This window comes from Streptomyces sp. TS71-3 (assembly GCF_018327685.1).
Classification (GTDB): Bacteria; Actinomycetota; Actinomycetes; order Streptomycetales; family Streptomycetaceae; genus Streptomyces.
On sequence record NZ_BNEL01000003.1, the window covers coordinates 217,770 to 240,059 of the forward strand.

General features: G+C 71.7%; 18 protein-coding genes, 1 tRNA gene and 2 pseudogenes. 14 read left to right on the forward strand and 7 right to left on the reverse strand.

The features are described 5' to 3' along the window. Positions 1–442 precede the first annotated feature (442 nt). The 13 genes and pseudogenes from Sm713_RS25545 (at position 443) to Sm713_RS25595 (ending at position 14,685) form a co-directional block, all read left to right on the forward strand. Positions 443–1,864 (forward strand): aspartate aminotransferase family protein, encoded by a 1,422-nt coding sequence (locus tag Sm713_RS25545; RefSeq protein WP_212912433.1) that lies wholly within the window; start codon positions 443–445, stop codon positions 1,862–1,864. 29 nt (positions 1,865–1,893) lie between these two features. Then, a pseudogene (locus tag Sm713_RS41255) lies at positions 1,894–2,181 on the forward strand (NAD-dependent epimerase/dehydratase family protein); the annotation flags it as partial. A gap of 34 nt (positions 2,182–2,215) precedes the next feature. Beyond that, positions 2,216–2,896: pseudogene (locus tag Sm713_RS25550) on the forward strand (NAD-dependent epimerase/dehydratase family protein); the annotation flags it as partial. Between the two features lie 133 nt (positions 2,897–3,029). Beyond that, the gene (locus tag Sm713_RS25555) at positions 3,030–3,983 is read left to right on the forward strand and encodes a UbiA prenyltransferase family protein (protein WP_249416683.1); all 954 of its coding nucleotides are present in this window, start codon (positions 3,030–3,032) and stop codon (positions 3,981–3,983) included. 59 nt (positions 3,984–4,042) lie between these two features. After that, positions 4,043–5,086 carry a glycosyltransferase family 2 protein gene (locus tag Sm713_RS25560; protein WP_212912434.1) on the forward strand — a complete coding sequence of 348 codons (1,044 nt, stop codon included), beginning with the start codon at positions 4,043–4,045 and terminating at the stop codon, positions 5,084–5,086. A gap of 14 nt (positions 5,087–5,100) precedes the next feature. Further along, positions 5,101–6,324 carry an endonuclease/exonuclease/phosphatase family protein gene (locus Sm713_RS25565; protein WP_212912435.1) on the forward strand — a complete coding sequence of 408 codons (1,224 nt, stop codon included), beginning with the start codon at positions 5,101–5,103 and terminating at the stop codon, positions 6,322–6,324. Continuing rightward, positions 6,321–7,286: a lysylphosphatidylglycerol synthase domain-containing protein gene (locus Sm713_RS25570; protein WP_212912436.1), complete on the forward strand. Its 966-nt coding sequence runs from the start codon at positions 6,321–6,323 to the stop codon at positions 7,284–7,286. The genes Sm713_RS25565 and Sm713_RS25570 overlap by 4 nt, the downstream gene beginning before the upstream one ends. Beyond that, positions 7,283–8,284: an aldo/keto reductase gene (locus Sm713_RS25575; RefSeq protein ID WP_212912437.1), complete on the forward strand. Its 1,002-nt coding sequence runs from the start codon at positions 7,283–7,285 to the stop codon at positions 8,282–8,284. Before Sm713_RS25570 ends, Sm713_RS25575 begins: the two co-directional genes overlap by 4 nt. A gap of 656 nt (positions 8,285–8,940) precedes the next feature. After that, complete coding sequence (locus Sm713_RS25580; protein ID WP_212912438.1) at positions 8,941–10,350, forward strand: PLP-dependent aminotransferase family protein; 1,410 nt, start codon at positions 8,941–8,943, stop codon at positions 10,348–10,350. A gap of 261 nt (positions 10,351–10,611) precedes the next feature. Next, a complete protein-coding gene (locus Sm713_RS25585) occupies positions 10,612–11,163 on the forward strand; it encodes a ribonucleoside-diphosphate reductase (protein ID WP_212912439.1) in 552 nt (183 codons plus the stop codon). A gap of 152 nt (positions 11,164–11,315) precedes the next feature. After that, on the forward strand, positions 11,316–11,831 hold the full coding sequence (locus Sm713_RS40665; RefSeq protein WP_249416684.1) for a hypothetical protein: 516 nt from the start codon (positions 11,316–11,318) through the stop codon (positions 11,829–11,831). Further along, positions 11,828–13,216, forward strand: coding sequence for a KGGVGR-motif variant AAA ATPase (locus Sm713_RS25590; protein ID WP_249416685.1), 1,389 nt, complete (start codon positions 11,828–11,830; stop codon positions 13,214–13,216). Before Sm713_RS40665 ends, Sm713_RS25590 begins: the two co-directional genes overlap by 4 nt. Further along, entirely contained in the window at positions 13,213–14,685 is a 1,473-nt protein-coding gene (locus tag Sm713_RS25595; protein ID WP_212912441.1) for a hypothetical protein, read from the forward strand. Before Sm713_RS25590 ends, Sm713_RS25595 begins: the two co-directional genes overlap by 4 nt. Before the next feature lie 295 nt (positions 14,686–14,980). Here Sm713_RS25595 and Sm713_RS25600 read toward each other — a convergent pair. The 7 genes from Sm713_RS25600 to galU form a co-directional block, all read right to left on the reverse strand. Beyond that, positions 14,981–15,054, reverse strand: a tRNA-Ala gene (locus Sm713_RS25600). A 146-nt stretch (positions 15,055–15,200) separates the two neighbouring features. Then, positions 15,201–16,850 carry a gephyrin-like molybdotransferase receptor GlpR gene (gene glpR, locus Sm713_RS40670; protein ID WP_249416686.1) on the reverse strand — a complete coding sequence of 550 codons (1,650 nt, stop codon included), beginning with the start codon at positions 16,848–16,850 and terminating at the stop codon, positions 15,201–15,203. Between the two features lie 474 nt (positions 16,851–17,324). Then, entirely contained in the window at positions 17,325–17,960 is a 636-nt protein-coding gene (locus tag Sm713_RS25610) for a GNAT family N-acetyltransferase (RefSeq protein ID WP_212914827.1), read from the reverse strand. Next, the gene (locus tag Sm713_RS25615) at positions 17,957–18,631 is read right to left on the reverse strand and encodes a molybdenum cofactor biosynthesis protein B (RefSeq protein ID WP_212912442.1); all 675 of its coding nucleotides are present in this window, start codon (positions 18,629–18,631) and stop codon (positions 17,957–17,959) included. The genes Sm713_RS25610 and Sm713_RS25615 overlap by 4 nt, the downstream gene beginning before the upstream one ends. Beyond that, on the reverse strand, positions 18,628–19,074 hold the full coding sequence (gene moaC / locus Sm713_RS25620; protein ID WP_249416993.1) for a cyclic pyranopterin monophosphate synthase MoaC: 447 nt from the start codon (positions 19,072–19,074) through the stop codon (positions 18,628–18,630). The genes Sm713_RS25615 and moaC overlap by 4 nt, the downstream gene beginning before the upstream one ends. A 237-nt stretch (positions 19,075–19,311) precedes the next feature. Next, the gene (glp, locus tag Sm713_RS25625; protein ID WP_212912443.1) at positions 19,312–20,658 is read right to left on the reverse strand and encodes a gephyrin-like molybdotransferase Glp; all 1,347 of its coding nucleotides are present in this window, start codon (positions 20,656–20,658) and stop codon (positions 19,312–19,314) included. A gap of 4 nt (positions 20,659–20,662) precedes the next feature. Continuing rightward, the gene (gene galU / locus Sm713_RS25630) at positions 20,663–21,568 is read right to left on the reverse strand and encodes a UTP--glucose-1-phosphate uridylyltransferase GalU (RefSeq protein WP_212912444.1); all 906 of its coding nucleotides are present in this window, start codon (positions 21,566–21,568) and stop codon (positions 20,663–20,665) included. Positions 21,569–21,661: 93 nt separating this feature from the next. Here galU and Sm713_RS25635 point away from each other — a divergent pair, with 93 nt between their 5' ends. Further along, complete coding sequence (locus Sm713_RS25635; RefSeq protein ID WP_212912445.1) at positions 21,662–22,285, forward strand: 5-formyltetrahydrofolate cyclo-ligase; 624 nt, start codon at positions 21,662–21,664, stop codon at positions 22,283–22,285. Positions 22,286–22,290 lie beyond the last annotated feature (5 nt).

Below are 22,290 nucleotides of genomic sequence, written 5' to 3' on the forward strand. Positions count from 1 at the left end.
GACACCCACGGTAGCCGTCTTTACAGACTCTGACAAATGCTTGCCAGCACATCGGGCCGGCGATCTCCCACATCCCCCTCCCAGCGGACTCGGACAGACGCGGACAGCGATTCGCGATCCTCAAGGGAGCCGGTGAACGACCGTCAGGACGCCCGACACCGCGGGCCATATCCCCACATCTTCAGGCCAGTAGGGGCCTTCGGCGCCCCTCCCGCGACTCTGTGCCTCACCTTGGCAACCCCTTGCCAAGGTGAGGCGAGCGCTGTTACGTTCCCTTGGCAACAGCAGAACGTGCCCTGCCCCTGCGCATCCCCTTAGGTGGCCGAGAGCAATGCAGAAGCTCCAGCGCGTCCTGTGTGCCGGCGTCCCCTTGGAGATCGACTGGCCCTGACCGGGACCGCCTCCCCACACCCGTCTCGCCCCACAGAGAGAGGAACCGACCATGCCCGAGCTCATCGGAATCGAGCAGTGCGAGCAGCTCAGCGCGAAGCAGGTCCAGGCCCTGTACCGGGAGTACGTGAGCCGCAGCCACGTCTCCCTCACCACCACGTTCGGCTTCGGCAAGCAGCTGGTCGAGAAGGCCGACGGAGTCTGGCTGCACACCCGCGACGGCGGGAGGATCCTCGACTTCACCGGAGCCGTCGGGGTGCTGAACCACGGGCACAACCACCCGCGCATCCTCCAGGCCCGCAAGCGCTTCGCCGAGCGGGGGCGGATGGAGGTCCACAAGGCGTTCCTGTCGCCCTACGTCGCCGCGCTCAGCCACAACGTCGGGCGCTTACTCCCCGGCGACCTCGACATCTCGTACTTCCCCAACTCGGGGGCCGAGGCGAACGAGGGCGCCATCAAGCTGGCGTACAAGTACCACGAGGGCAGACGCCGGACGATCCTGCGCTCGGACATCAGCTTCCACGGGAAGCTCCTGGCCACGGGCAGCCTCACCGGCTCCCTGGAGAACAGCTTCCGCTTCCCGGGCATCCCCAACGTCAGCTACCCGTACGGTGACGTGGCCGCCATCCGCGACCTGGTGGCCGAGCACCGCACCGCGGACGGCTCCTGCGACGTCTACGCGATCATGGTGGAGCCCTTCAGCGCGTCGACCATGAACAGCTGGAGCGAGGCCGCCCTGCGGGAACTGCGGGAGCTGTGCACCCAGGAGGACATCGTCCTCATCTTCGATGAGATCTACACCGGTTGGGGCAAGTCCGGCACGCTGTTCTACTTCATGCGCTACGACGGGCTGATACCGGACGTCCTGACCTACTCCAAGTCGTTCGGCGGCGGCAAGGCGTCCATATCCGGCTACACGACGCGGGAGCCGGTCTTCCGCAAGGCGTACGACCGGCTCAGCGAGGTGATCCTGCACTCCACCACGTACTACGGCTTCGGCGAGGAGACCGCCACCGCGATCGAGGCCGTCAACATCATCGTGGAGGAGGACTACCCGGCCCGCGCCCGCAAGATCGAGGAGATGCTCGCCCACGGGCTGAAGGAGATCCAGCGCAGGCACCCCGGAACGGTGCGGTCCACCGCGGGCGTCGGCGCCATCCACGGCGTCTTCCTCGACGGCGGTGCCAGGCTGCTCGACCTGGCGGGCAAGCTGGCCCCCTCCGGTCTTTCGGCCGACCCGAAGTTCCGCACCAAGCTGATCACCAGCGCGGTGATCGCCGAGCTCTACCGCGAGCACGGCATCCTCACCTACTTCAGCCCCAACGGAGACAACCCGCTGGTCGTGGCGCCCTCCCTGGTCATGGAACCGGCCGAGGTCGACTACTTCCTGACGAGCCTCGACGCGACCCTCGCCAAGGGCCTGCCGAGCCTGCTCACCAAGTTCGCCCGCGACCGGGTGCTGGCCCGATGGTGAGCCGCGTCCTGATCACGGGCAGCAGCGGCATGCTCGGACGGCACCTCGTCGCGCGCTTCGCCGCCGACGGCAGGTCCGTCACCGGCCTCGACATCGCATCCGGCGGGCAGCCGGCCGGGGTGCGGGAGGTCATCGGCGACATCCGCGACCCCGAGGCCGTGGACCGCGCGCTGGAAGGCGCCGATCTGGTGGTCCACTGCGCGGCGGCCCTGCCGAGCTACCCGGCCGAGGAGATCCGTTCCATCATCGTCGAGGGAACCCGCACCCTCCTGTCCGCGGCGCGCCGGCAGGGCGTTCACCGCACCGTCCACATCTCCTCCACCGCCGTCTACGGCCTCCCGGACACCGTGCCGACGCCCGAGAACCCACCCGTACGCACCGGTGGACCCCTACACGCGAGCCAAGGCCGAGGCGGAGGCCCTCGCGCTGCGCTTCAGGGAGGAGGGCATGGTGCTGCCGGTGCTCCGCCCCAAGACCTTCGTGGGGCCGGGCCGCATGGGGCTGTTCTCGATGCTCTTCGAATGGGCCGAGGAAGGGCGCAACTTCCCCGTGCTCGGCCGCGGTGACGTGCGCATCCAGATGCTCGCCATCGACGATCTGGTCGACGCCGTCGTGCTGGCCGCCACCCGGCCCGCGGCGGTGGCGAACGACACGTTCAACGTCGCCGCCCGCGAGTTCGGCACGCTCCGCGAGGACTTCCAGGCCGTGCTGGACGAGGCCGGGCACGGGGGGCGCATCGTCTCCGTCCCGGCGGGCCCCGCGCTCGCCGCGCTGCGGCTCCTGGAGAAGGCACGGCTGTCCCCGGTCTACGGCCGGCTGCTGCACAAGCTCCGCGCGGACTCGTACGTCAGCACCGACCGCATCCGCGACGCGCTGGGCTTCGTGCCCCGCAGCTCCAACCGGGACGCCATCCTCGCCACGTACCGCTGGTGGCGCGCGCAGCCGCGCGGCACGCAAGCCGCACGCTCCGGCAGGACCAGCCGGGACCCGTGGCGCCAGGGCGCTCTGGGGCTGGCGAAGGTCCTCTTCTGAGCCGCCTCGGAGCGCTCCTGAACCGCCTGTGAGCCGCTTCTGGCCCGCTTCCGAGCCGCGCCCGCGCGCCTTCCCGCTGCCTTTCCGCGCCCCTTCCCCTGCTCTCCCTCGACTTCAGCCCGAGGAGACCTCCATGTCCGCCGTCGGAACCCCACCCGCGCACCTGTCCCAGCGTGCGCCCTCAACCGGTACGCCCCCGCAATCCGCCCTCCGCCGCGGTCCGTTCATGGACCTGCTGGCCCTGTCCCGCCCGTACCAGTGGCCGAAGAACCCGGTGGCCGTGGCGCTCGCCCTGGTCACGATGCCGGTCTGGGACGCCGCCACCGCCGCGGGCATCGCCTGGTCGACCGGGCTGTTCGTGCTCGCCTCCGTGGCCGTCTACGTCCTCAACGACGTCCTCGACCGGCACCGCGACGGCCTGCACCCCATAAAGCGCCACCGCCCGCTGGCCTCGGGGCGGTTGAGGGTCGGTACGGCCCTGGTCTTCCTGGCGGCCGTCTGCGCGCTCTTCGCCGCCGGTGTCGCGCTCGCCTCCCCGGCCCGCTGCTGGCCCGTCCTCGTCTACCTCGGGCTGAACCTCGCCTACAGCCTCCGGCTCAAGCACGTGCCGCTCATCGACGCCTTCTGCGTGGCGCTCGGTTTCGTCCTGCGCACCCTCCAGGGCTACACCGCGACCGGCCGGCCCGCCTCCGGGTGGCTGCTGCTCAGCGTGTTCACGGTCTGCCTGCTGCTGGTCTTCGGCAAGCGACGGCACGAGCTGGCCCGATCGAGCTCCGCCCACCGGCCCGCCCTGCGCGGCTACACCGTCCCGTTCCTGGACCACCTGACCGTGATCAGCGCCACCCTGGCCACCATCGGCTACCTGCTCTGCGTCCGCACGGACATGGCCCTGCGGCCCGGCACGACGACGCTGGTGCTGCTCACCGCACCCTGCGCGTTCTTCGCCGTCTTCCGCTACCTGCAACTGCTCGTCGTCGGGCAGAGCGGCGGCGACCCCGTGCGCACCCTCGCCGGCGACCGGCTGCTCCTCGCCAGCGGCCTGCTGTGGGCCGCCCTGACCGCCGGATGCCTCGCGGCCCTGCACTGATCCGTGCCCTGAGTCCCTTGCTTCCCTGAGTCCCTGAGTCCCCGAAGGAACCCCACGCCATGGACGACGCACAGGACGAGCTCCCCCTCGTCTCCGTCATCATCCCCAACTACAACTACGGCCGCACGATCGGCATGTGCCTGGACGCCGTGAGCCGGCAGACGTATCCGCGCATCGAGGTCATCGTCGTCGACGACTGCAGCACCGACGACTCCGTCCGCATCGCCCGCGAGGCCGGCGCCACGGTGCTCAGCACCGGCACCAACAGCGGTGTCGCGACCGCCCGCAACACCGGTGTCCGGCACTCCGGCGGCGAGGTGCTGCTCTTCCTCGACTCCGACGTGGCGCTCGCCCCCGACGCCGTCGCCGAAGCGGTGGCCCGCCTGCGCGGCGAACCCGGCGCCGGCGCCGTCTGCGGCGTCTACGAACCCGTGCCGCTGATCCGGGACAGCCTGGTCGAGGAGTGCCGCTCGCTACAGGCCTACTACTGGCGGCGGACGGCCGAGGGCACGGTCACCTTCCTCTTCTCCTCCATCTGCGCCATGTGGCGCCGGATCTACGACGACGTCGGGCCGTTCGACGAGCGCCTGCGGCAGACGGAGGAGGTGGACTACGGGCTGCGCCTGTCGCAGCGCTACGACCTGATCCTGACCTCCGCCGTCCGCGGCAGCCACGACGACGACCACGAGCTGTGGCCCCTGGCCCGCAAGATCTTCACCCGGGGCCGGCTGCGGGTGCCGCTGTACGCACGCCGGCGCAGGTTCGCCAAGGGCTTCGAGACCGCCTCCCGGGCCTGGGGCAGCCTCGCCGCGCTCCTCGCCCTGCCCGCGCTGCTGCTGCCGCTGCTCGTGGGCCCGGCCGGCTGGCTGGTGCCCGCCGCGCTGCTGGCCCTCTCCCTCGGCTGCGACCTCGGCATGTACCGCTACGTGCGCTCCGCGCGCGGAAGCGGCTTCCTGCTGGTCTTCACCGCGGTCCAGTTCGTCTTCAACCTGGCGGTCGCCGCCGGGGTGGTGACGGGCGTCCTGCACTGGCTGCTGTCCAGCCGGTTCCGGATGCTGTACGACCGCGACAGCGCGCCCGCCGCCGTCCTGCCCGCCGGCTGAGGGGCGGCCGTCCCATGGAAGAACTGACCCGGCAGTCCGCATCCCCGGCCACACCCGCATCCCCGGCCACGCCCGGATCCGCGCCCACACCCGGATCCGCGCCCACGCCCAGCGACCCGCGTCCAGAACCCCGCGGCCCCCGGCCCCGCTGGTGCCTCTACACGCGCCTGCTGCTCGTGGCGAGCGCCGGATGGCTCCTGCTCGTCGTCCTCCAGTACCCGCTCAGCGGCCACTGGTGGGCCATGATGGTGCTCAACCTGGAACCCCCCGCGGCCTTCCTCGCCGTCCCCCTGCTCCTGCTCGCCGGCGTGCCCGCCGCACGGCTCGCCCGGCGCAGGGTGCCGCGCCCGGCCGCGCTGGGCGTCACCGCCGCGTGCCTGGCCGCTCTGGTCCTGGGCTACCCGTGGTCGGGACTGAACCCCGCCGCCCTGCTGGACGGCGGCGGGACCCCGCCGCCCGGGGCGCTGAAGGTCCTCTCCTGGAACACGCTGGCCTGGGGCAAGAGCACCACCCCGGACCGCTTCTACCAGGAGCTGCGCCAGCGGAACGCCGACGTGTACCTGCTCCAGGAGTACGACTCCAGCGACCAGAACGACGCCAACGAGCGTCCGATCGACGACATGGCCCGGATACGGAAGGAGTTCCCCGGCTACCACGTGGCCGTTCAGGGCGAACTCGTCACCCTCTCCCGGTACCCCATCGTCTCCCGTCCCCCCGTCGGCCCCTACCGGGCCACCGCCCGCGCCGCCTCGCCCGACTGGTACGAGGTCTACCGGACGGGCAAGGTGCTGCGCACCGACATCCGGGTCCGGGACCGGGTCGTCTCGCTGTACAACGTGCACCTCCCCGTCCAGGTGGACATGCGCGAGAGCTTCCTGAGCCCGGCCTTCTACCGGGTGATCCACGACCGCGAGACGGTCCGCCGGGCGCAGTACCGGGGCCTGCTCGACGACATCGGCGGCAACCGCAACCCGCTGCTGGTCGCCGGCGACTTCAACACCAGTGCCGCGATGGGCGATCTGACGCCGCTGCGCTCGAAGCTCGACGACGCGGCCGACCACGGCGGTTCCCTGCTCCCCCTCTCCTGGAACGAGCAGGGCCGGCTGCGGCTGTGGCGGCTGGACTGGACGTTCACCTCGGCGAACCTGGACGTGCACCGGTACACGCTTCAGGCGCGGCCCGAGGTCTCCGACCACCGTCTCCAGGAGACCGTCGTCTCCGTGCGGGGGTCCCGATGATCCGGCGCACCGTCAGGACCGCGCTCGCGGCGGTGTTCCTGGCCGCGGCGGCGATCGGCATGGGCTCGGTGCTGTGGGGGCACGGCCGGGACGTCCTGGCGGTGTTCTCGGGCCGCCGGGCCACGGCGGTGCTGGCGTGCGCGGTCCTGGTGAAGGCCGTGGGCCAGCTGGCGGGCTGGGGTTCCTGGCGGGTGGGGCTCGCGGGCCTCGGCTCGCCCCTGCCCGCCGGGCAGAGCGCGCGGATCTACTTCCTGGCGCTGCTGGGCAAGTACGTGCCCGGACCGGTCTGGGGCGTGCTGGCCTACGTACGCCTCGGCGGCGCGGCCGGCGTTAGAGCCGGCCGGATGGTGACGGCGTACCTGCTCAACACGGTCGTCGTGCTGCTCACCGCCGCCGTCACGGGGCTGCTGTGCGCACCGGGACTCGGCGCCGGGGCCGCCTGGCTGCTGGCGGCCTCGCCGCTCGCCCTGCTCGTGCTGTGGCGCCCGCGCCTGCTCCTCGGCCTGCTGGCCGCGGCGGCCCGGCTGCTGCGCCGCGAGCCGCCCGCCGGGGAGCTCTCCGAGCGCGGGGTCCGGGGCGCGATCGGGCTGGAGACGCTCTGCTGGGCGGTCTCCGGACTGCACCTCTGGCTGATCGCCGTGCTGCTCGGCGCCCCCGCGGGACGCGCGCTGCCGGTGTGCGTGGGGGCGTTCGCCCTGGCCACGGTCGCCGGGGCGCTGACGCTGGTGGTTCCGGACGGCGCCGGGACCCGCGAACTCGTGCTGCTGGGCGCGCTGTCGACGGTGCTGCCGTGGGCCGAGGCGGGCGCTGCGGCACTGGCCAGCCGGGTGTGCTGCACCGCGGCCGAACTGCTGGGCGCGGGAGGGGTGCTGGCCCTGACCGGCCGGCGCAAGGACCGGCAAGGAACGGGTGCCGGACACGGCACCGTTGACACACGCGTGACACACGAAGGAGTGGCATGACCACACAGCGACGGACTCGACGGTCTCTTGTCGCGGGCGGAGCCGAGGTGTCGGCTCTCGGACTGGGAACCTGGGCGCTCGGCGGCCCCTCGGCCGCAGGCCCGCAGCCCCTCGGCTGGGGCGCCCGGTACGACCGCGCCGAGGCCGCGGACGTGTTCCGGGCCGCGTTCGACAGCGGGATCACGCTCTACGACACCGCCGACGCCTACGGCACGGGCACCGCGGAACGGCTGATCGGCGAGACGCTCTCGGGCAAGCGCGACGAGATCACCCTGGTCTCGAAGTGGGGCAACATCATCGACGAGGACGCCCGGCAGCTCACCGGCCAGGACGCCACGCCGGGGTATGTCCGGCAGGCCCTCGAAGCCTCGCTGCGCAGGATGCGCACCGACCGCCTCGACCTCTACCTGCTCCACCTGTCCGGCCTCCCGGTGGCCGAGGCCGACGAGCTGCTGGGCACGCTCCAGGACCTCGTGGCGGAGGGCAAGCTCCGCGCGTACGGCTGGTCCACGGACGAGCCGGACCTCGCCGCGGCCTGGGTCGGCAAACCCGGCTTCGGCGGCCTTGAGTTCGAGATCAACGTGGTGCACGACGCGCCCGCACTCGTCGAGCTCTGCGAGAGCCACGGCGTACCCGCCCTGGCCCGGGGCCCGCTCGGCACCGGCCTGCTGACGGGCTCGTACCCGCTGGGCACCAGGATCACGGACGAGGAGGACTTCCGCCGCCGCTCGCCGGAGTGGCTCAACTACTTCCAGGACGGCTACCCCGTGAAGGAGCTCGCGACGGCGCTGGAGGCCGTCCGGCACATCCTCACGTCGGAGGGCCGCACCCTCGCCCAGGGCGCGCTGGCGTGGTTGTGGGCCCGCTCCCCCTCGCTGATCCCCATCCCCGGCGCCCGGACGGTCGCCCAGGTCCGCGAGAACGCGGCGGCGATGGAACGGGGTCCGCTCACGGCGGGGCAGATGCGGGAGATCGACGTGCTGCTGGGTGGCCGGTAGGGGGGAGGCCGGTAGGCAGGTGTAAGGGAGGGGGGAGGGAGACGCGGTCTCCCTGCCCCCTCTTCGGCGTCACCGCCGGGCTGCGGGGAGCGGGCGCGGTCGGGTGGCCGAGCGGCGGCGCGGGTCAGCACAGGCACGGGTGGGCGACGGCAGGGGTGAGTGCCGACACGGGTGAGCACCGGCACGGCCATGGCCGTCCGGTGCATCCCGGTCTCACGTTCCACGTTCCAGGATCAGGAGTAAGGATCAAGGAGTCAGGAGTAGGGAGTCAGGGCCAGTCGATCTCGTCGGCGCGATCCACGCCCGCCTCCACGCCCGCCTCCACGCCCGCCTCCACGTCCGCCTCCCTGTCGACTGCACCGTTCACGATCTTCACCATGCCCGGCCCCGTCCGAATCGGGACTGCAACCAGCGCCACACGGGCCTCCCCCGCCGGGAGCCGTCCGGCACGACCGGTGCGTCCGGTAGCGCCGACAGGGCGCCCGCCCTCGCGTGCCAGTCGGTGAACAGGCCGGGGAAATCCGGGTGGGCCTGGGCTGAGCGACTCACGGAAGCCACCGTGTCCTCCTCCACGTGATCGTCGGTACCGACCGGTCGTCCGCTGTGTCGGCCATCCGAAAGTAGCGAGAAACGGCTCGCTGCTACCGTCCAATGGCATGCGGGTATCACAGACCAATCTGGCGGGGGACCTCCTGCTCGACCTGGCACAGCCCGGCACCGGACCGCTGCACGAGCGGGTGAAGCGTTCGCTGCGCTCGGCGATACGAAAGGGGCGCATCGAGGTCGGCACCGCCCTGCCGCCCAGCCGGCAACTCGCCGCGGACCTCGGCTGCTCGCGCTGGGCGGTGACGGAGGCGTACGGCCAGCTCGCCGCGGAGGGATACCTGGAGGCGCGCAGCGGCTCGGCCACCCGGGTGCGGTGGTCGAACGCCCCCGACACCGGCTCCGTGCGCCCCACGGCGCACGAGGCTCCCGCGGCCCGGTTCGACCTGGCACCGGGCCTGCCGGACCTGCGTGCGTTCCCGCGCCGCCGGTGGGCCGACGCCGTCCGCGCCCAGGCCACGCAGGCGGCGTTCACGGAGCTCGGCTATCCACCGCCGGGCGGCCACCTCCGGCTCAGGCGGCTGCTCGCCGAGTACCTGGGCCGCTCCCGCGGCGTCCTGGCGAACCCGCAGGACGTGACGGTGTGCACGAGCGTGACGGACGGCGTACGGCGCTTCTGCCAGGCGCTGCGCGCCAACGGCATCACCGCCGTGGGGTGCGAGGAACCGGGCTGGACGCGGCTGCGCGGGGTGATCCGCGCGGCGGGCCTGGAGCCGGTGCCCGTCCGCACGGACGACGGCGGCCTGCGCACCGGCGACCTGGCCGGGCACGCGGGCCTCAGGGCCGTCCTGACGGCGCCGGCGCACCAGTTCCCGCTGGGCGCGGTGCTCGTTCCCGAGCGGCGGGCGGCGTTGCTGGACTGGGCGCGCCGGGTGGACGGCGTGGTGCTGGAGGACGACTACGACGCGGAGTTCCGCTACGACCGCCGCCCGGTCGCGGCCATGCAGGGCATGGACCCGTCGCGCGTGGTCCTGTTCAAGTCGCTCAGCAAGACCCTGTCCCCCGCGCTCGGGATCGGATGGCTGGTGGCGCCACCGCGCTGGACCGACCAGCTGCACCAGATGGACCAGGCGGCCACCCAGCCCTCCACCCTGGACCAGCTGGCGTTCGCCGCACTGCTGGAGTCGGGCGCCTACGACCGCCACCTGCGGTCCTGCCGGCAGCGGTACCGCAACCGGCGCGACACCCTCGTACGGGCCCTCGCCCATGAGCTGCCCGGCACCCCGGTCTCGGGCGCGGCGGCCGGCCTCCACCTCATCCTGCGCCTGCCGCCCACCACGGACACCGAAGCCGTGGTCAGCGCCGCGGCCACCCGCTCCCTCCGCACAGCCGACCTCGCCGCGTACCACGCCACGACCGTCCACACGGACCACGGCCTGGTCCTCGGCTACGGCAACCTGGCCGACAGCGCGGTGAACGAGGCGGTCGGGCATCTGCGGGGGGCGATCGAGGAGGGGCGGTAGGGTCCCGCGACCGGTAATCGAGCTTCCGCGGCCGGATGGCTCACCGTCACCAACCAGCCCGCCCGGTCTCGACTCGACGTCGCGCACCTCTCGTTACTGATCGTTACCGAGACAACGGCCTCAGCGTGCCGCAGTTGGTGCTGGTCGCTCAGTCCTCTACCTTGAACCACAACATGTTGTGGCCCGGATCGATCTGAGCCCCACAGTTTGTTGGATAGGCGCACCTTGCCCCACGTTCGCGAGGACAAGCGAGGACGATTGATGGCCGAAAGCTTCGACGGCGACACGGTGTCAACCTGTGACGCTCCAGGGGATGTCGACCTGCCGGGCCCACGGCGTCGCCCTCTGCGGCGGATGAGGTCGACGACCCGGTCGTTCACCATCGGAGAGGCCAAGGGGCACTTGACGGTCGCGCTCACCGCCCAGGGCACACCCGCGGAAGTGATGATCCGCATGGCGAAGCAGGGCTCCACGCTGGCGGGGATGCTGGACGCCTTCTCCTCCACCCTCACGCGAGGGCTCCGTCAGGGCGTGCCGCTCAAGGTGTTCATCGGTGACTACGTCGGAATGCGGTTCGAGCCCGCCGGCCTCACGAACGACGCCGAGATCAGGCGGGCCAGCTCGGTCATGGACTACGCCGGACGCCGTCTGGCCCTTGATTACCTGCCGTACGAAGAGCGAGTGGCTCTGAACGTCCTCAATGCCGAGGAACGGAGGACCAAGGAGACAGTGGACGTACTCGGCGATTGGGTGTGGACCGACCTGATGGGGCTGTCGATGTCTGCCGCGCCCGGCGTGGATCGCCGAAACTGAACTCCTACAGCCTGTGAGTGCTGCCGCACGTTGAGGACCTGAGTACCGCTCCCATCCTCAACGGCCGGACTGTCAAGGCAATGGACCCGTCGATCGGGTGAGTGACATTCGGACGCAGCCATTCGGCTGAACCGCACCCTATGATCCCTTGCGTGTCGGGGACTTCGGGAACATCATCGGGGGCTGCTTCTACTGCCTCGCCTGAGCATCATTACGCGCACGCCGCCGTGCGGCACTACAAGGACGCCGTCTACCTCCAAGACGGCGGCCGCCTGCCCAATGCCGACTACCATTTTGGCTTCGCGGTGGAATGTGCTTTGAAGAGCCTGTTGCTCAGGTTCACATCCGCCACCATGGCTCCGACTGGGCAGGGGAAGCCTGCAGCTAAGGCCCCCTGGGTACCGGATCCGGTCACCGGCAAGGTGAGTCGCATGTACGGCCACCTGCCATGGGTCGCGGCCGACGTCGCCTTGCTGACCCACGGACGATCCACAGCGCAATTATCGGCGGCGCTCGGCAACCTCAAGGCCTTCGACTCATGGTCGGTCCACCAGCGTTACCTCGACGGGACCGCTGTCGCCGAAGCCGATGTGTCACAGCGGCGTACCGTGGCGCAGGAGATCCTCGCCCTGCACGAGCAGGCCCTGATCAACGGAAGGCTCCAGTGAACCTCCCCTCCGCCCTGGTCCGCTTCGACGACGCCCGACCCCGTGCCCTGACCATCGCGCGCGACGTGGCCGCCGAGGGGGCGAACGTGCTACTCGTACGGGATGTGTTGGGTCGTTTCGCGCTCATTGTCGATGACCGCGCGCAAGATGTGCCGACCGCTCGGGCAGCTGTCTGGAGAGAGCGCCTGGCCACTGATCTACAGCGGTACTCCGCCGACCGTCCCCTGCTTCTCGCCTCGGAGCTGTTCTCGGCCGACGATCTGCTCGGCTCCGAGCGCGCCCAGCCAGATCCGCTGCACATTCCGGCCGCCGGACACGGCAGCGTTCTCATCCTTGACAACACCGTGGTCGGGGAGGACTGGGCCCAGGTGTCCACGCCGGCCGTCGAAACCGATGGCTCACGCACCCACCGTACGGCCCTGTACGGATTCAAGGGCGGTGTCGGTCGTACCACGGCCGCTGCCGTACTCGCTCGCCACCTCACCGACCAGGGCCACATTGTCCTCGTCGTCGACCTCGACCTGGAGTCTCCGGGTGCCGGCCCCCTGATCGCGGCCGGGTCGGTGCCGCCGCGTCACGGCATCGTCGACCAACTGGTCGAGAGCGCCGTGGACAACGCGAACGGACTCGAACTGGTGGGACCGACAGGGTACGAACCGCGTACCGGCCGAGGTGAGCTTTGGGTGGCCCCTGCCCGCGGCCGTGACACCAAGGACGTCCCCTACTCATACGTCGATAAGCTCAACCGGGTTTACGCCGACATTCCCGGCATGGATTTCGCTGACCGTCTGGCGACAGCTGTCCAGGCCTGCGAGGACGCAGTGGCCCGCGAAAGCGAGAGCGGCCGCCGCCCTGACGTCGTCCTCCTGGACAGCCGAGCTGGTATCCACGATATCGCTGCTGTCGCCATCTCCCGGTTGTGTGACCTCGCCCTGTTGTTCGGCGCGGACAATCGTCAGACTTGGGGCGGCTACGGCGACCTTTTCACCGCCTGGCACGCCTCTGGGCAGGCCCGTGCGATCCGCGAGAAGTTGCGCATGGTCGCTTCCATGGTTCCGGACACACCCCACCACTCAATGGACGACTATCTCCAGTCCTTTCGCGAGCACTCCTGGGAGTGCTTCTCCGTCCTGTACGACGACGACGTCCCGGAGGCGGAGAGTGGCCGTCTCATCCCAGGGGCTTTCTCTCCCTCGCTCGAGGACGACTCAGCCCCCCACTACCCGATCCCCATCCTGTTCGAGCCCGGCCTGGTCGGCCTGGACGCGGACCGCGCACCCGGCTGGCAGGACCGCGCCTTCGTGCAGGCCGCTTACCGTGATTTCCTGACCACCGCAACCCTTCTGATCACCGCTGACCCGCAGAGCAACGAAGGACCGCGATGACGACCGCACTGGGCGCCGAGGACTACCGTGAGCTGCTTTCCGCAGCACTGCCTGAGTCGACGGACGCCGACACGCTCCTTCCGGACATCCACACCCTATTCACCCCGGACAGCCACCGCGTTGCGCTCTATGTAGACAGCACTGTGGTGCGTGGCGGGCGGGGCGTGGGCAAGACATTCTGGTACCGCTCGCTGCTCGATGACGCCCTCCGGGAGGTCGCCGCCGAGGAGTACGGCATCGAGCGCCTACGTAGGCTCGTCGTCTCTCCGGGATACGGAGCAGACGTCGAACCTGATCTGTATCCGGGCACGAGCGTCCTGCGGCAGCTCGTTGAGGAGGGCGTGCGGCCCTACGACCTCTGGCACGCCGTCCTGCTGACCGCCCTCGGCCAGCCCGAGCTGCACGAGTTTGCGGAGTGGCGGGACCGGGTCACCTGGGTACGCGCCAACCCAGGCGCCGCGGAACGCACGGTGCAGCGTGCGGACCGAGAGGCGCTGCAAGACGGCGTCACGCACCTGGTCATCTTCGACGCCCTGGAACACCTCCATCGGGTCCGTGCTCAGGCCGACCGGTTGGTCGGCGGCATCCTGGAGCTCGCTCTTGCTATGCGGCTGGGTACCCGCAACATCCGCTGCAAGGTGTTCATCCGGCCTGACATGTTCGACGGCGCGCTGCTCCACTTCCCCGACGCATCCAAACTCACAGCCAACGCCGCCAGCCTGACTTGGTCGAACGCCAACCTCTACGGCCTGCTGTTCCACTACATGGGCAACCATGACAGCACGTACGCGCAGCGCTTCCGCAGCCTGACGAGTGGCTGGGAGACCGACGCGTTCGGCAGCCGCCACATCCCGCCGGCCCTGCTCAGAGGCGACGAACGATCCCAGGCCGAGCAGTTCGCGCAGATCGCCGGCCCCTACATGGGCGCCAACTACCGTAAAGGCAACACCTACACCTGGCTGCCCAACCACTTGATGGACGGCGTCGAGCAGGTCAGCCCACGCAGCTTCCTCAGCGCCCTGAACAAGGCAGTGGCCGAGACTCGCGGGACGTACGCAGGCCATGAGTACGCCCTGCACCACGAGGGCATCCGCCGCGGAGTGCAGACCGCATCCGAAACACGGGTGCAGGAGGTCGGTGAGGACATGCCGTGGGTGCGCCTGGCCATCGATCCTCTGGCGGGCCGGCAGGTCCCCATTGAGCAGGACACGGTCACAGAGCTGTGGCGCGAGATGCGGCTGACCGATGTCCTACTCAAAGAAACTGAGCGGTACGAGGCGGGGGGCGAGGAAGACTCGCTCGTCCGTACCGGCCCCCGTTACCCAAACGATCCGGACCGCCTGATCGAGGAACTGATCACCCTCGGCGTGATGCGCCGCCGCCGCGACGGCCGTATCGACCTACCAGACGTATACCGCATCGCGTTCAACATCGGCCGCAAGGGCGGGGTTCCAAGAGTCTCGGGGTAGGCGCCGACACTGGAATCAGCCCGCGAGCCACTGTCGCTCACGCCGCAGCCAACGAACCCTGACGGCTTCAGCACACTAGGTGCAGCTCCCGCATTCCTGGCAGCGGCTTCAGTGCCTGCTGGCACCATGGCCAGCTTCAGGCCCCGGACGAACAGCCCACTGCACAACGACACCGGCCCGCCGGCGTCCGGGCACCGTGCCGATTAAGCCCCGTAATACAAAGATCCCGTCCGATCAACCGATCGGACGGGATCTCGTCAACCATCCATGAGCTTGCTCAAGAACAGTCGCTGCGTGGACCTGAGGGGATTCGAACCCCTGGCCCCCTCGATGCGAACGAGGTGCGCTACCGGACTGCGCCACAGGCCCTTGCAACGAGTGAAACTTTAGCACCCCCCGGCGTGTGCTTGGAAACGCGATCCGGTATGGCCCCGGCGCTGGTCAGCCATGACACGGTGGCCCGGCGTCCGCGGGCCGGGGTCCCATGGGTGCGGCACCGGCCCCGCCGGCACGCCTCACTGGTTCGCGGCCCGCGGCCGGTCCCCCTCCGCGTACTGGTCGAAGAGCGGCGTGCGTCCCCGCTCGCGGGAGCGGCGGGCCGATGCCGCGCGGCGGGCGTCGCTGCGTCCGCCTCCGGTGTCGTCCTGCTCGTCGTGTCCGGTGGAACGGTCCGAGGGGGCCTCGGGGGAGGCGGCGCGGCCGGTTCCGTCCCGGTCGCCGCGGCCGTTCCTTCCGCGGGCCCGGGTATTGCGGGTCGTTCCGGAGGTGCCGCCCTGCGCGCGGTCGCCGCCGCGCCTGCGGCCCCCGGCGCGGCCGGACGACGCCTTCTGGTCCGGCGAGCCGTCGGCAGCATCCGCGCCGGAGCCCGCGGGTGAGCTCCCGCGTGCGCCCTCGGACGGCTGCGCGCCCCCTTCCGCGGGCGGCTCGGCCGCGGACGACCGGGTCGAGCTCCAGGCATCGGTGCCGGGGTCGTCGCTGTCGCCCCCGGCGCGCGGGGCGACGGGCGCGGTGACGTAGGTGGGCAGCGGTACCGGGACGGGATCCCAGCTCTCGCCGGGGGCGGGGGCGCGGCGGCGTTCGCGCTGCTGGTCGACCCACTCGGCGTGGTCGGTCTGCTCCACGAGCGCGCGGCGGTCGGCGGCCAGCGCGGAGAGCGCCTGCGACTGAGGCCCGCCGCCCGGCCCGGCGGCGTCGCCGGGGTCTCCGGGAGTGCCGGCGTCATCGGGCTCCGCCGGGCCCGACGCGTCGGAGCCCGGGGCGGCCGAGCCCGGCTTCCGGCGCGGTTGCCGCTCGCGCAGCCGCTGTGCCGCGGCCTCCGCCCGCCGCCGGTCCATCGTGTACATGAAGCGGCGCTGCTCCTGGCGGCGCAGGTAGACGATGTAGGAGCTCAGCAGCACGGCGGGCACGCCGGGCGCCCAGAGGAACGCGACCCCGCCCACCACGGCGATCACGGTACCCAGGGTGAAGGCGAAGAAGAGGACCACCGTGGTGCGCCGACGGCGTGCGAGCACCTTCGAGCGCTGGGCGCGCGCCGCGGCCTCCAGCGCGCTAAGCCTGCGCCCCGTATCACGCCGCTCGTCCGCCGGGCGTGCCCCCTGCTGTCCCTGCTGTCCCTGCTGTCCCTGCTGACCAGGCTGGCCGGGCTGACCGGCCGCTGCCCCCCGGGCGCCCGGGTCCTTCCCGGGCTCGTACCGGGCGGACACCGCCTGCCCGGGGACCTGGTGAGCGGCGGCGGCGCGGCGGCCGGCCGCCGGGGGCGCGGCGGCCGCGGAGGACGGTGTGCCGCGGCCGGGCGCGAGGCGGCCGCGGGGGCGCGCCGTGGCGCCCCGCGCCGGGCGCTCGCGGTCCGCCGCCTCGTCCGCGGGGCCGCCGCGGGCCGGGCGGGGTTCCGTGCGCGTGGGCACGGCGAGGGCCCGGACGTCCACCGAGCTGGTGACGTCGTCCGGGTCGCTCCGGGGTTCGTCCACCGCGTCCGAGCGCGCCTGCAGGTCCCTGGCGTACCGGCGCTCCATGGCCGCCCGGCCGGACAGCAGCCGGATGGCGGTACTGAAGCGTTCCGTCGGACGGGCTTCGTTCAGCTCGTCCTGCCTACGGAGCCACATCGGCACCAAGTAGGCGGCCCAGGCCCCGACGATGACTGCGTAGATGAGGCCGCTGCTGCTCACGCCTCACACGGTAGAGGGGTTTGCATGGGGCCATCTGCCAATTGCTCCGGTGTGTCGCACGATCTGGCTGATATTCCGAGCCTTTCTTGCGACTGATGCGATGAGACGACCGCCAGGGGGGCGAATTCCGCAAGGGATCCGACCGAAGCCGATCGAATCCGGCTCGAAGCGGAGCGTCTTTTTCGAACATTTATTTTATTCGTGGGGTGTCGCGGGAGAGCGGCAGAAGGGCACGGGGAGAACGGGAGCGTGGCCCGGGGTGTGGGGGCGCGAGGGGTTGTGCACCCCCATTCCGCGCGCCTTTCGCAGCTCATCCAGGCCGGCGGCCAGCGCTCCCCCGCCCGACGCCGGCGGCCACCGCTCCCAGGCCAGATGCCAGCGGCACCGCTCCCAGGCCGGACGGTCACCGGTCCGCGCCCCCGCCCGCATGGGAGCGCCCGGCGGGAACGTGCCGGGCCCGGTCGGCGAATACGGTCAGGCCGTGTGCCGGCCGGCGTTCTCGGAACGGACCCTGCGCCAGCGGGCGAGCAGTCCTTCGGGCACCTCTTCCGCGGTGAGCGCGAACACGAGATGGTCACGCCACGCCCCGTCGATGTGGAGATAACGTGGGCGGAGCCCTTCCTCGCGGAATCCGAGTTTCTCCACGACCCTGCGGCTGGGCGCGTTCTCGGGGCGAATGCAGACCTCGATGCGGTGCAGCCCGACCACCCGGAAGCAGTGGTCCACCGCGAGCGCCACCGCCGTCGGCATCACTCCGCGGCCCGCCACCTCCTGGTCGACCCAGTAGCCGATGTGCGCCGAGCACATGGAGCCCCAGGTGATGCCGGCCACGGTGAGCTGCCCGACGAGGCGGCCCTCGTACTCGACGACGAACGGCAGCATCCGCCCGGCGTGCGCCTCGGCGCGCAGGTGGCGGACCATCTGGCGGTAGGTGGGCCGCTGGGTTATGGGCCCGCTGGGCGGGGGCGGCGGGATGGTCGCCTCCCAGGGGCGCAGCCAGTCGCGGTTGCGGCGGTTCACCTCACGCCATGCGCGCTGGTCACGCACCCTTATCGGGCGGAGGGCGATCGCGCCGTCCGCCAGCTCGACGGGCCAGGTTGGGCTGTTCAGTGCGCACCCCCCGGGGGCACGTCCGAGGCCTGCGCGGCACCGGGAGAGGGTTCCTCCCCGGCCCCGGAGGCGCTGGAGGGTCTGGAGTGGTCGCCGCCGCGGAGCTGCTGCACGGCGTGCGGCAGCAGCGGCGCCAGGACGGCCAGGCCGTCCCGCACACCACCGGTGGATCCGGGGAGATTGACGATCAGTGTCCGGCCGGCGACTCCGGCGAGCCCTCTGGAGAGGGACGCCGTCGGCACCTTCTCCCGCCCGAACGCCCGGATGGCCTCCGCGATGCCCGGCACCTCGTGGTCGATGACGTTGCGGGTCGCCTCGGGGGTGCGGTCGGTCGGCGAGATGCCGGTACCGCCGGTCGTCAGGATGACGTCGTACCCGTCCGCGACGCCGCTGCGCAGGGCCTGCTCCACGGGATCGCCGTCCGGCACCACCTCGGGCCCGCCGACGGCGAAGCCGAGGTCGCCGAGGCGCTCGGCGATGAGCGGGCCACCCGTGTCGGCGTAGACACCGGCCGCGGCGCGGTTGGACGCGGTCACGACGAGCGCGCGGCCGGTGCCCTCCGGAGTGCCGGCCCCCGCCCCGGAGTGCGGAGCGTGCGCGGCAGTGCCCTGGTGTCCGGGCGCGCCCTGGTGCGCGGGATGCGACGCGTCCTCGTGATGGTGGTCGGTCATGCTCCTGCCTCCGCGCCGGTGCGGGTCCAGTGGCCCGATCTTCCGCCGCTCTTCTCCTCGACCCGCACGTCCGTGATCACCGCCGCCTTGTCGACGGCCTTCACCATGTCGATCACCGTGAGCGCGGCGACGCTGACGGCGGTGAGGGCCTCCATCTCGACGCCGGTGCGGTCGGTGGTCTTGACGGTCGCCAGGATCTCCACGGCGTCGTCCGCGACGGACAGGTCGACCGTCACGCCGGAGACGGCGAGCGGATGGCAGAGGGGGATCAGGTCCGGGGTGCGCTTGGCGCCCATGATGCCCGCGATCCGGGCCGTGGCCAGCGCGTCTCCCTTGGGCAGGCCGCCGTCGCGCAGCAGCTCCACCACGCGGGGGCTCACCAGCACCCGGCCGCTCGCGCGCGCGACGCGCGCGCTGACGTCCTTGCCGGAGACGTCGACCATCCGGGCGGCGCCCGAGTCGTCGATGTGCGTCAGCCGGTCGCCGCCGTCCCGCCCGCCCCTCGGGGCTCCGGGGTCCGGCGGGCCCTGCTGGTCGTGCTCGCCCTCCCGGCCGTGCGGAGGGGGTCCGAGGGGCTCGCCCCTGGACATCGCCGTCATGTTCTGCGCTCCCGGTCCTGGCCCGTGCGGCGCGCCGCACGGGCCCTGTGTGCGCGACACGGTACCGCGCGGAGCGGGGCCTCAGCCGAGCAGGACCGTCTCCACCTTGCTGCCCGGCGCCACGGAGGTGGTGTCCTCGGGGACGACGATCAGGGCGTCGGCATGGGCGAGCGCCGCGATGAGGTGGGATCCGGCACCGCCCACCGGGGCGACGGTCTCCGTCTCGGGGTCGTACGCGCCGCGCAGGAACTGCCTGCGGCCCTCGGGCGAGCTCAGCGGCGCATCCGCGCGGAGCGTGGCGCTGACGGTGGGCCGGTGCACGTCGGGCAGGCCGCGCAGGGCGCGGATGGCGGGGCGGACGAACAGCTCGAAGGAGACGTACGACGACACGGGGTTGCCGGGCAGTGCGAGCAGCGGGGTGTGCTCGGGGCCGATGGTCCCGAAGCCCTGGGGCTTGCCGGGCTGCATGGCGAGCTTGCGGAACTCGATGCCGCTGCCCGCCGCCGGGTCGTGGACGTCCGTCGGGTCGCCGATGGCGGAGAGCGCCTCCTTGACGACGTCGTAGGCGCCGACGCTGACGCCGCCGCTGGTCACCAGGAGGTCGGCGCGGATGAGCTGGTCCTCGATGGTGGAGCGCAGGGTGTCCGCGTCGTCGGCGACCGCGCCGACGCGGTAGGCGAGGGCGCCCGCGTCCCGTGCGGCGGCGGTGAGGGAGAAGCTGTTGGAGTCGTAGATCTGGCCGGGGCGCAAGTCGCCGCCGGGCTGCACCAGTTCGCTGCCGGTGGACATGATCACCACGCGCGGGCGCGGGCGCACGCGTACCGCGTTGCGCCCGATGGCGGCGAGCAGGGAGATCTGGGGCGGGCCGAGGACCGTGCCGGCCCGCAGGGCGCGGTCGCCCGCGCGCACGTCGCTGCCCAGGGTCCGCACGTGGGCGCCCTGCTTCGCGGGCCGGTACACCTGGACCTCGCCCGCGGCGCCCTCCGGGGCGGCGCTGTGCGCCCGCATGCCGGAGACGGGCCCGCCGCCGAGGCCGCCGTCGGTCCACTCGACCGGGACGACGGCGTCCGCACCGGGCGGCACGGGGGCGCCCGTCATGATGCGGGCGGCCTGGCCGGGGCCGACGGTGGGCTGCTGGGCCTGGCCCGCGGCGACGTCCCCGATGACCGCCAGCACGGCGGGGGACTCGTCCTCGGCGGCCGAGACGTCGGTGGAGCGGACCGCGTAGCCGTCCATGGAGCTGTTGTCGAAGGGCGGGAGGGACAGCGGCACCGCGATGTCCTCGACGAGGACGCAGCCCTGCGCATCCAGGAGGTGCAGCTCGATGGGGTCCAGCGGGCGGACCGTGGCGAGGATGTCCTCCAGGTGCTCGGCCACCGACCAGATGTGGTCCTGACCTGCGGCATGTGGGGTGGCGGTGCTGCTCAAATCGCTACATCTCCTCGGTGACGTATCGCCGGAGCCAGGCCCGGAAGTCGGGGCCCAGGTCTTCACGTTCGCACGCGAGTCTGACAATGGCACGCAAGTAGTCGCCACGGTCTCCGGTGTCGTAGCGGCGGCCCTTGAAGACGACGCCGTGCACCGGGCCGCCCGCCTTCTCGTCGACGGCGAGCTGCTGGAGGGCGTCGGTGAGCTGGATCTCGCCGCCGCGGCCGGGCTCCGTCCGGCGCAGTATGTCGAAGATCCCGGGGTCGAGGACGTAGCGGCCGATGATGGCGAAGTTGCTGGGCGCGTCCGCGGGGTCGGGCTTCTCGACGAGGCCGCTGACCTTGACGACGTCGCTGTCGGTCGTCGCCTCCACCGCGGCGCAGCCGTACATGTGGATCTGGGCCGGGTCGACCTCCATGAGCGCGATGACGCTGCCGCCCTGCTGCCGCTGCACCTCCACCATCCGGGCCAGCAGCGGGTCTCGCGGGTCGATCAGGTCGTCGCCGAGGAGGACGGCGAAGGGCTCGCTGCCCACGTGCGGCGCGGCGCACAGGACGGCGTGGCCGAGGCCCCTCGGGTCGCCCTGGCGCACGTAGTGCATGGTCGCCAGGTCGCTGGACTCCTGCACCCTTGCGAGCCTCGTGCTGTCCCCCTTCTTGGACAGCGCCTCCTCCAGCTCGTAATTGCGGTCGAAATGGTCCTCCAAGGGGCGCTTGTTGCGGCCCGTGACCATGAGGACGTCCTGGAGTCCCGCCGAGACGGCCTCTTCGACCACGTACTGGATCGCCGGTTTGTCGACGACCGGGAGCATCTCCTTCGGAGTGGCCTTCGTGGCCGGAAGGAAGCGCGTACCGAGGCCGGCGGCGGGAATGACCGCCTTGCTGATCGGGGGGTGGGGAGACTCAGTCATGCGGCCACCATAACGGGTGGCTATGCGGCCTAACTGTGGCTCCACATAATTCATCGGCATATGAGCGCGTTCAGAGAGGTTTGTGAGCACCCCATGCACGACCGTGGGAAGAAATTCGCCGAGGGTTCCCATACTGAGAAGCGCGAGTTGCGCCGAGGTTTCCTGTCGGCGAGGGACAGGTTTACGGACGATGACGTCCAGGAGGCGGAACGGCTCCTGGCGCGGCGCGCCCTGGAACTGCCCGAGATGGCGGAGGCGCGGGCCGTCGCGGCGTACGTCTCGGTGGGCCGCGAGCCGGGCACTCCCGCTCTGCTGGACGCCCTCCACGCGCGCGATACGCGGGTCCTGCTGCCGGTGCTGCGGCCTGACCACGACCTGGACTGGGGCGAGTACCAGGGCGCGGAGTCGGTGGAGCGCGTGCCCCGCCCGGGGCGGCTCACCCTGCTGGAGCCGCGCGGGGAACGGCTCGGCCCCGAGGCGGTGCTCACGGCCGACGTCGTCCTGCTGCCCGGTCTCGCCGTGGACGCGCGGGGCACGCGGCTGGGCCGCGGCGGCGGCTCGTACGACCGCGTGCTGGCCCGCCTGGCGGCCGCCGGGGCCACGCCGGCGCTGGTGGTGCTGCTGTACGACGCGGAGATCGTGGAACGGCTGCCGGGGCTGGCGCACGACCGCCCGGTGCAGGCGGCCGTGACGCCGTCGGGGGTGCGGCGGTTCTGAGCGGC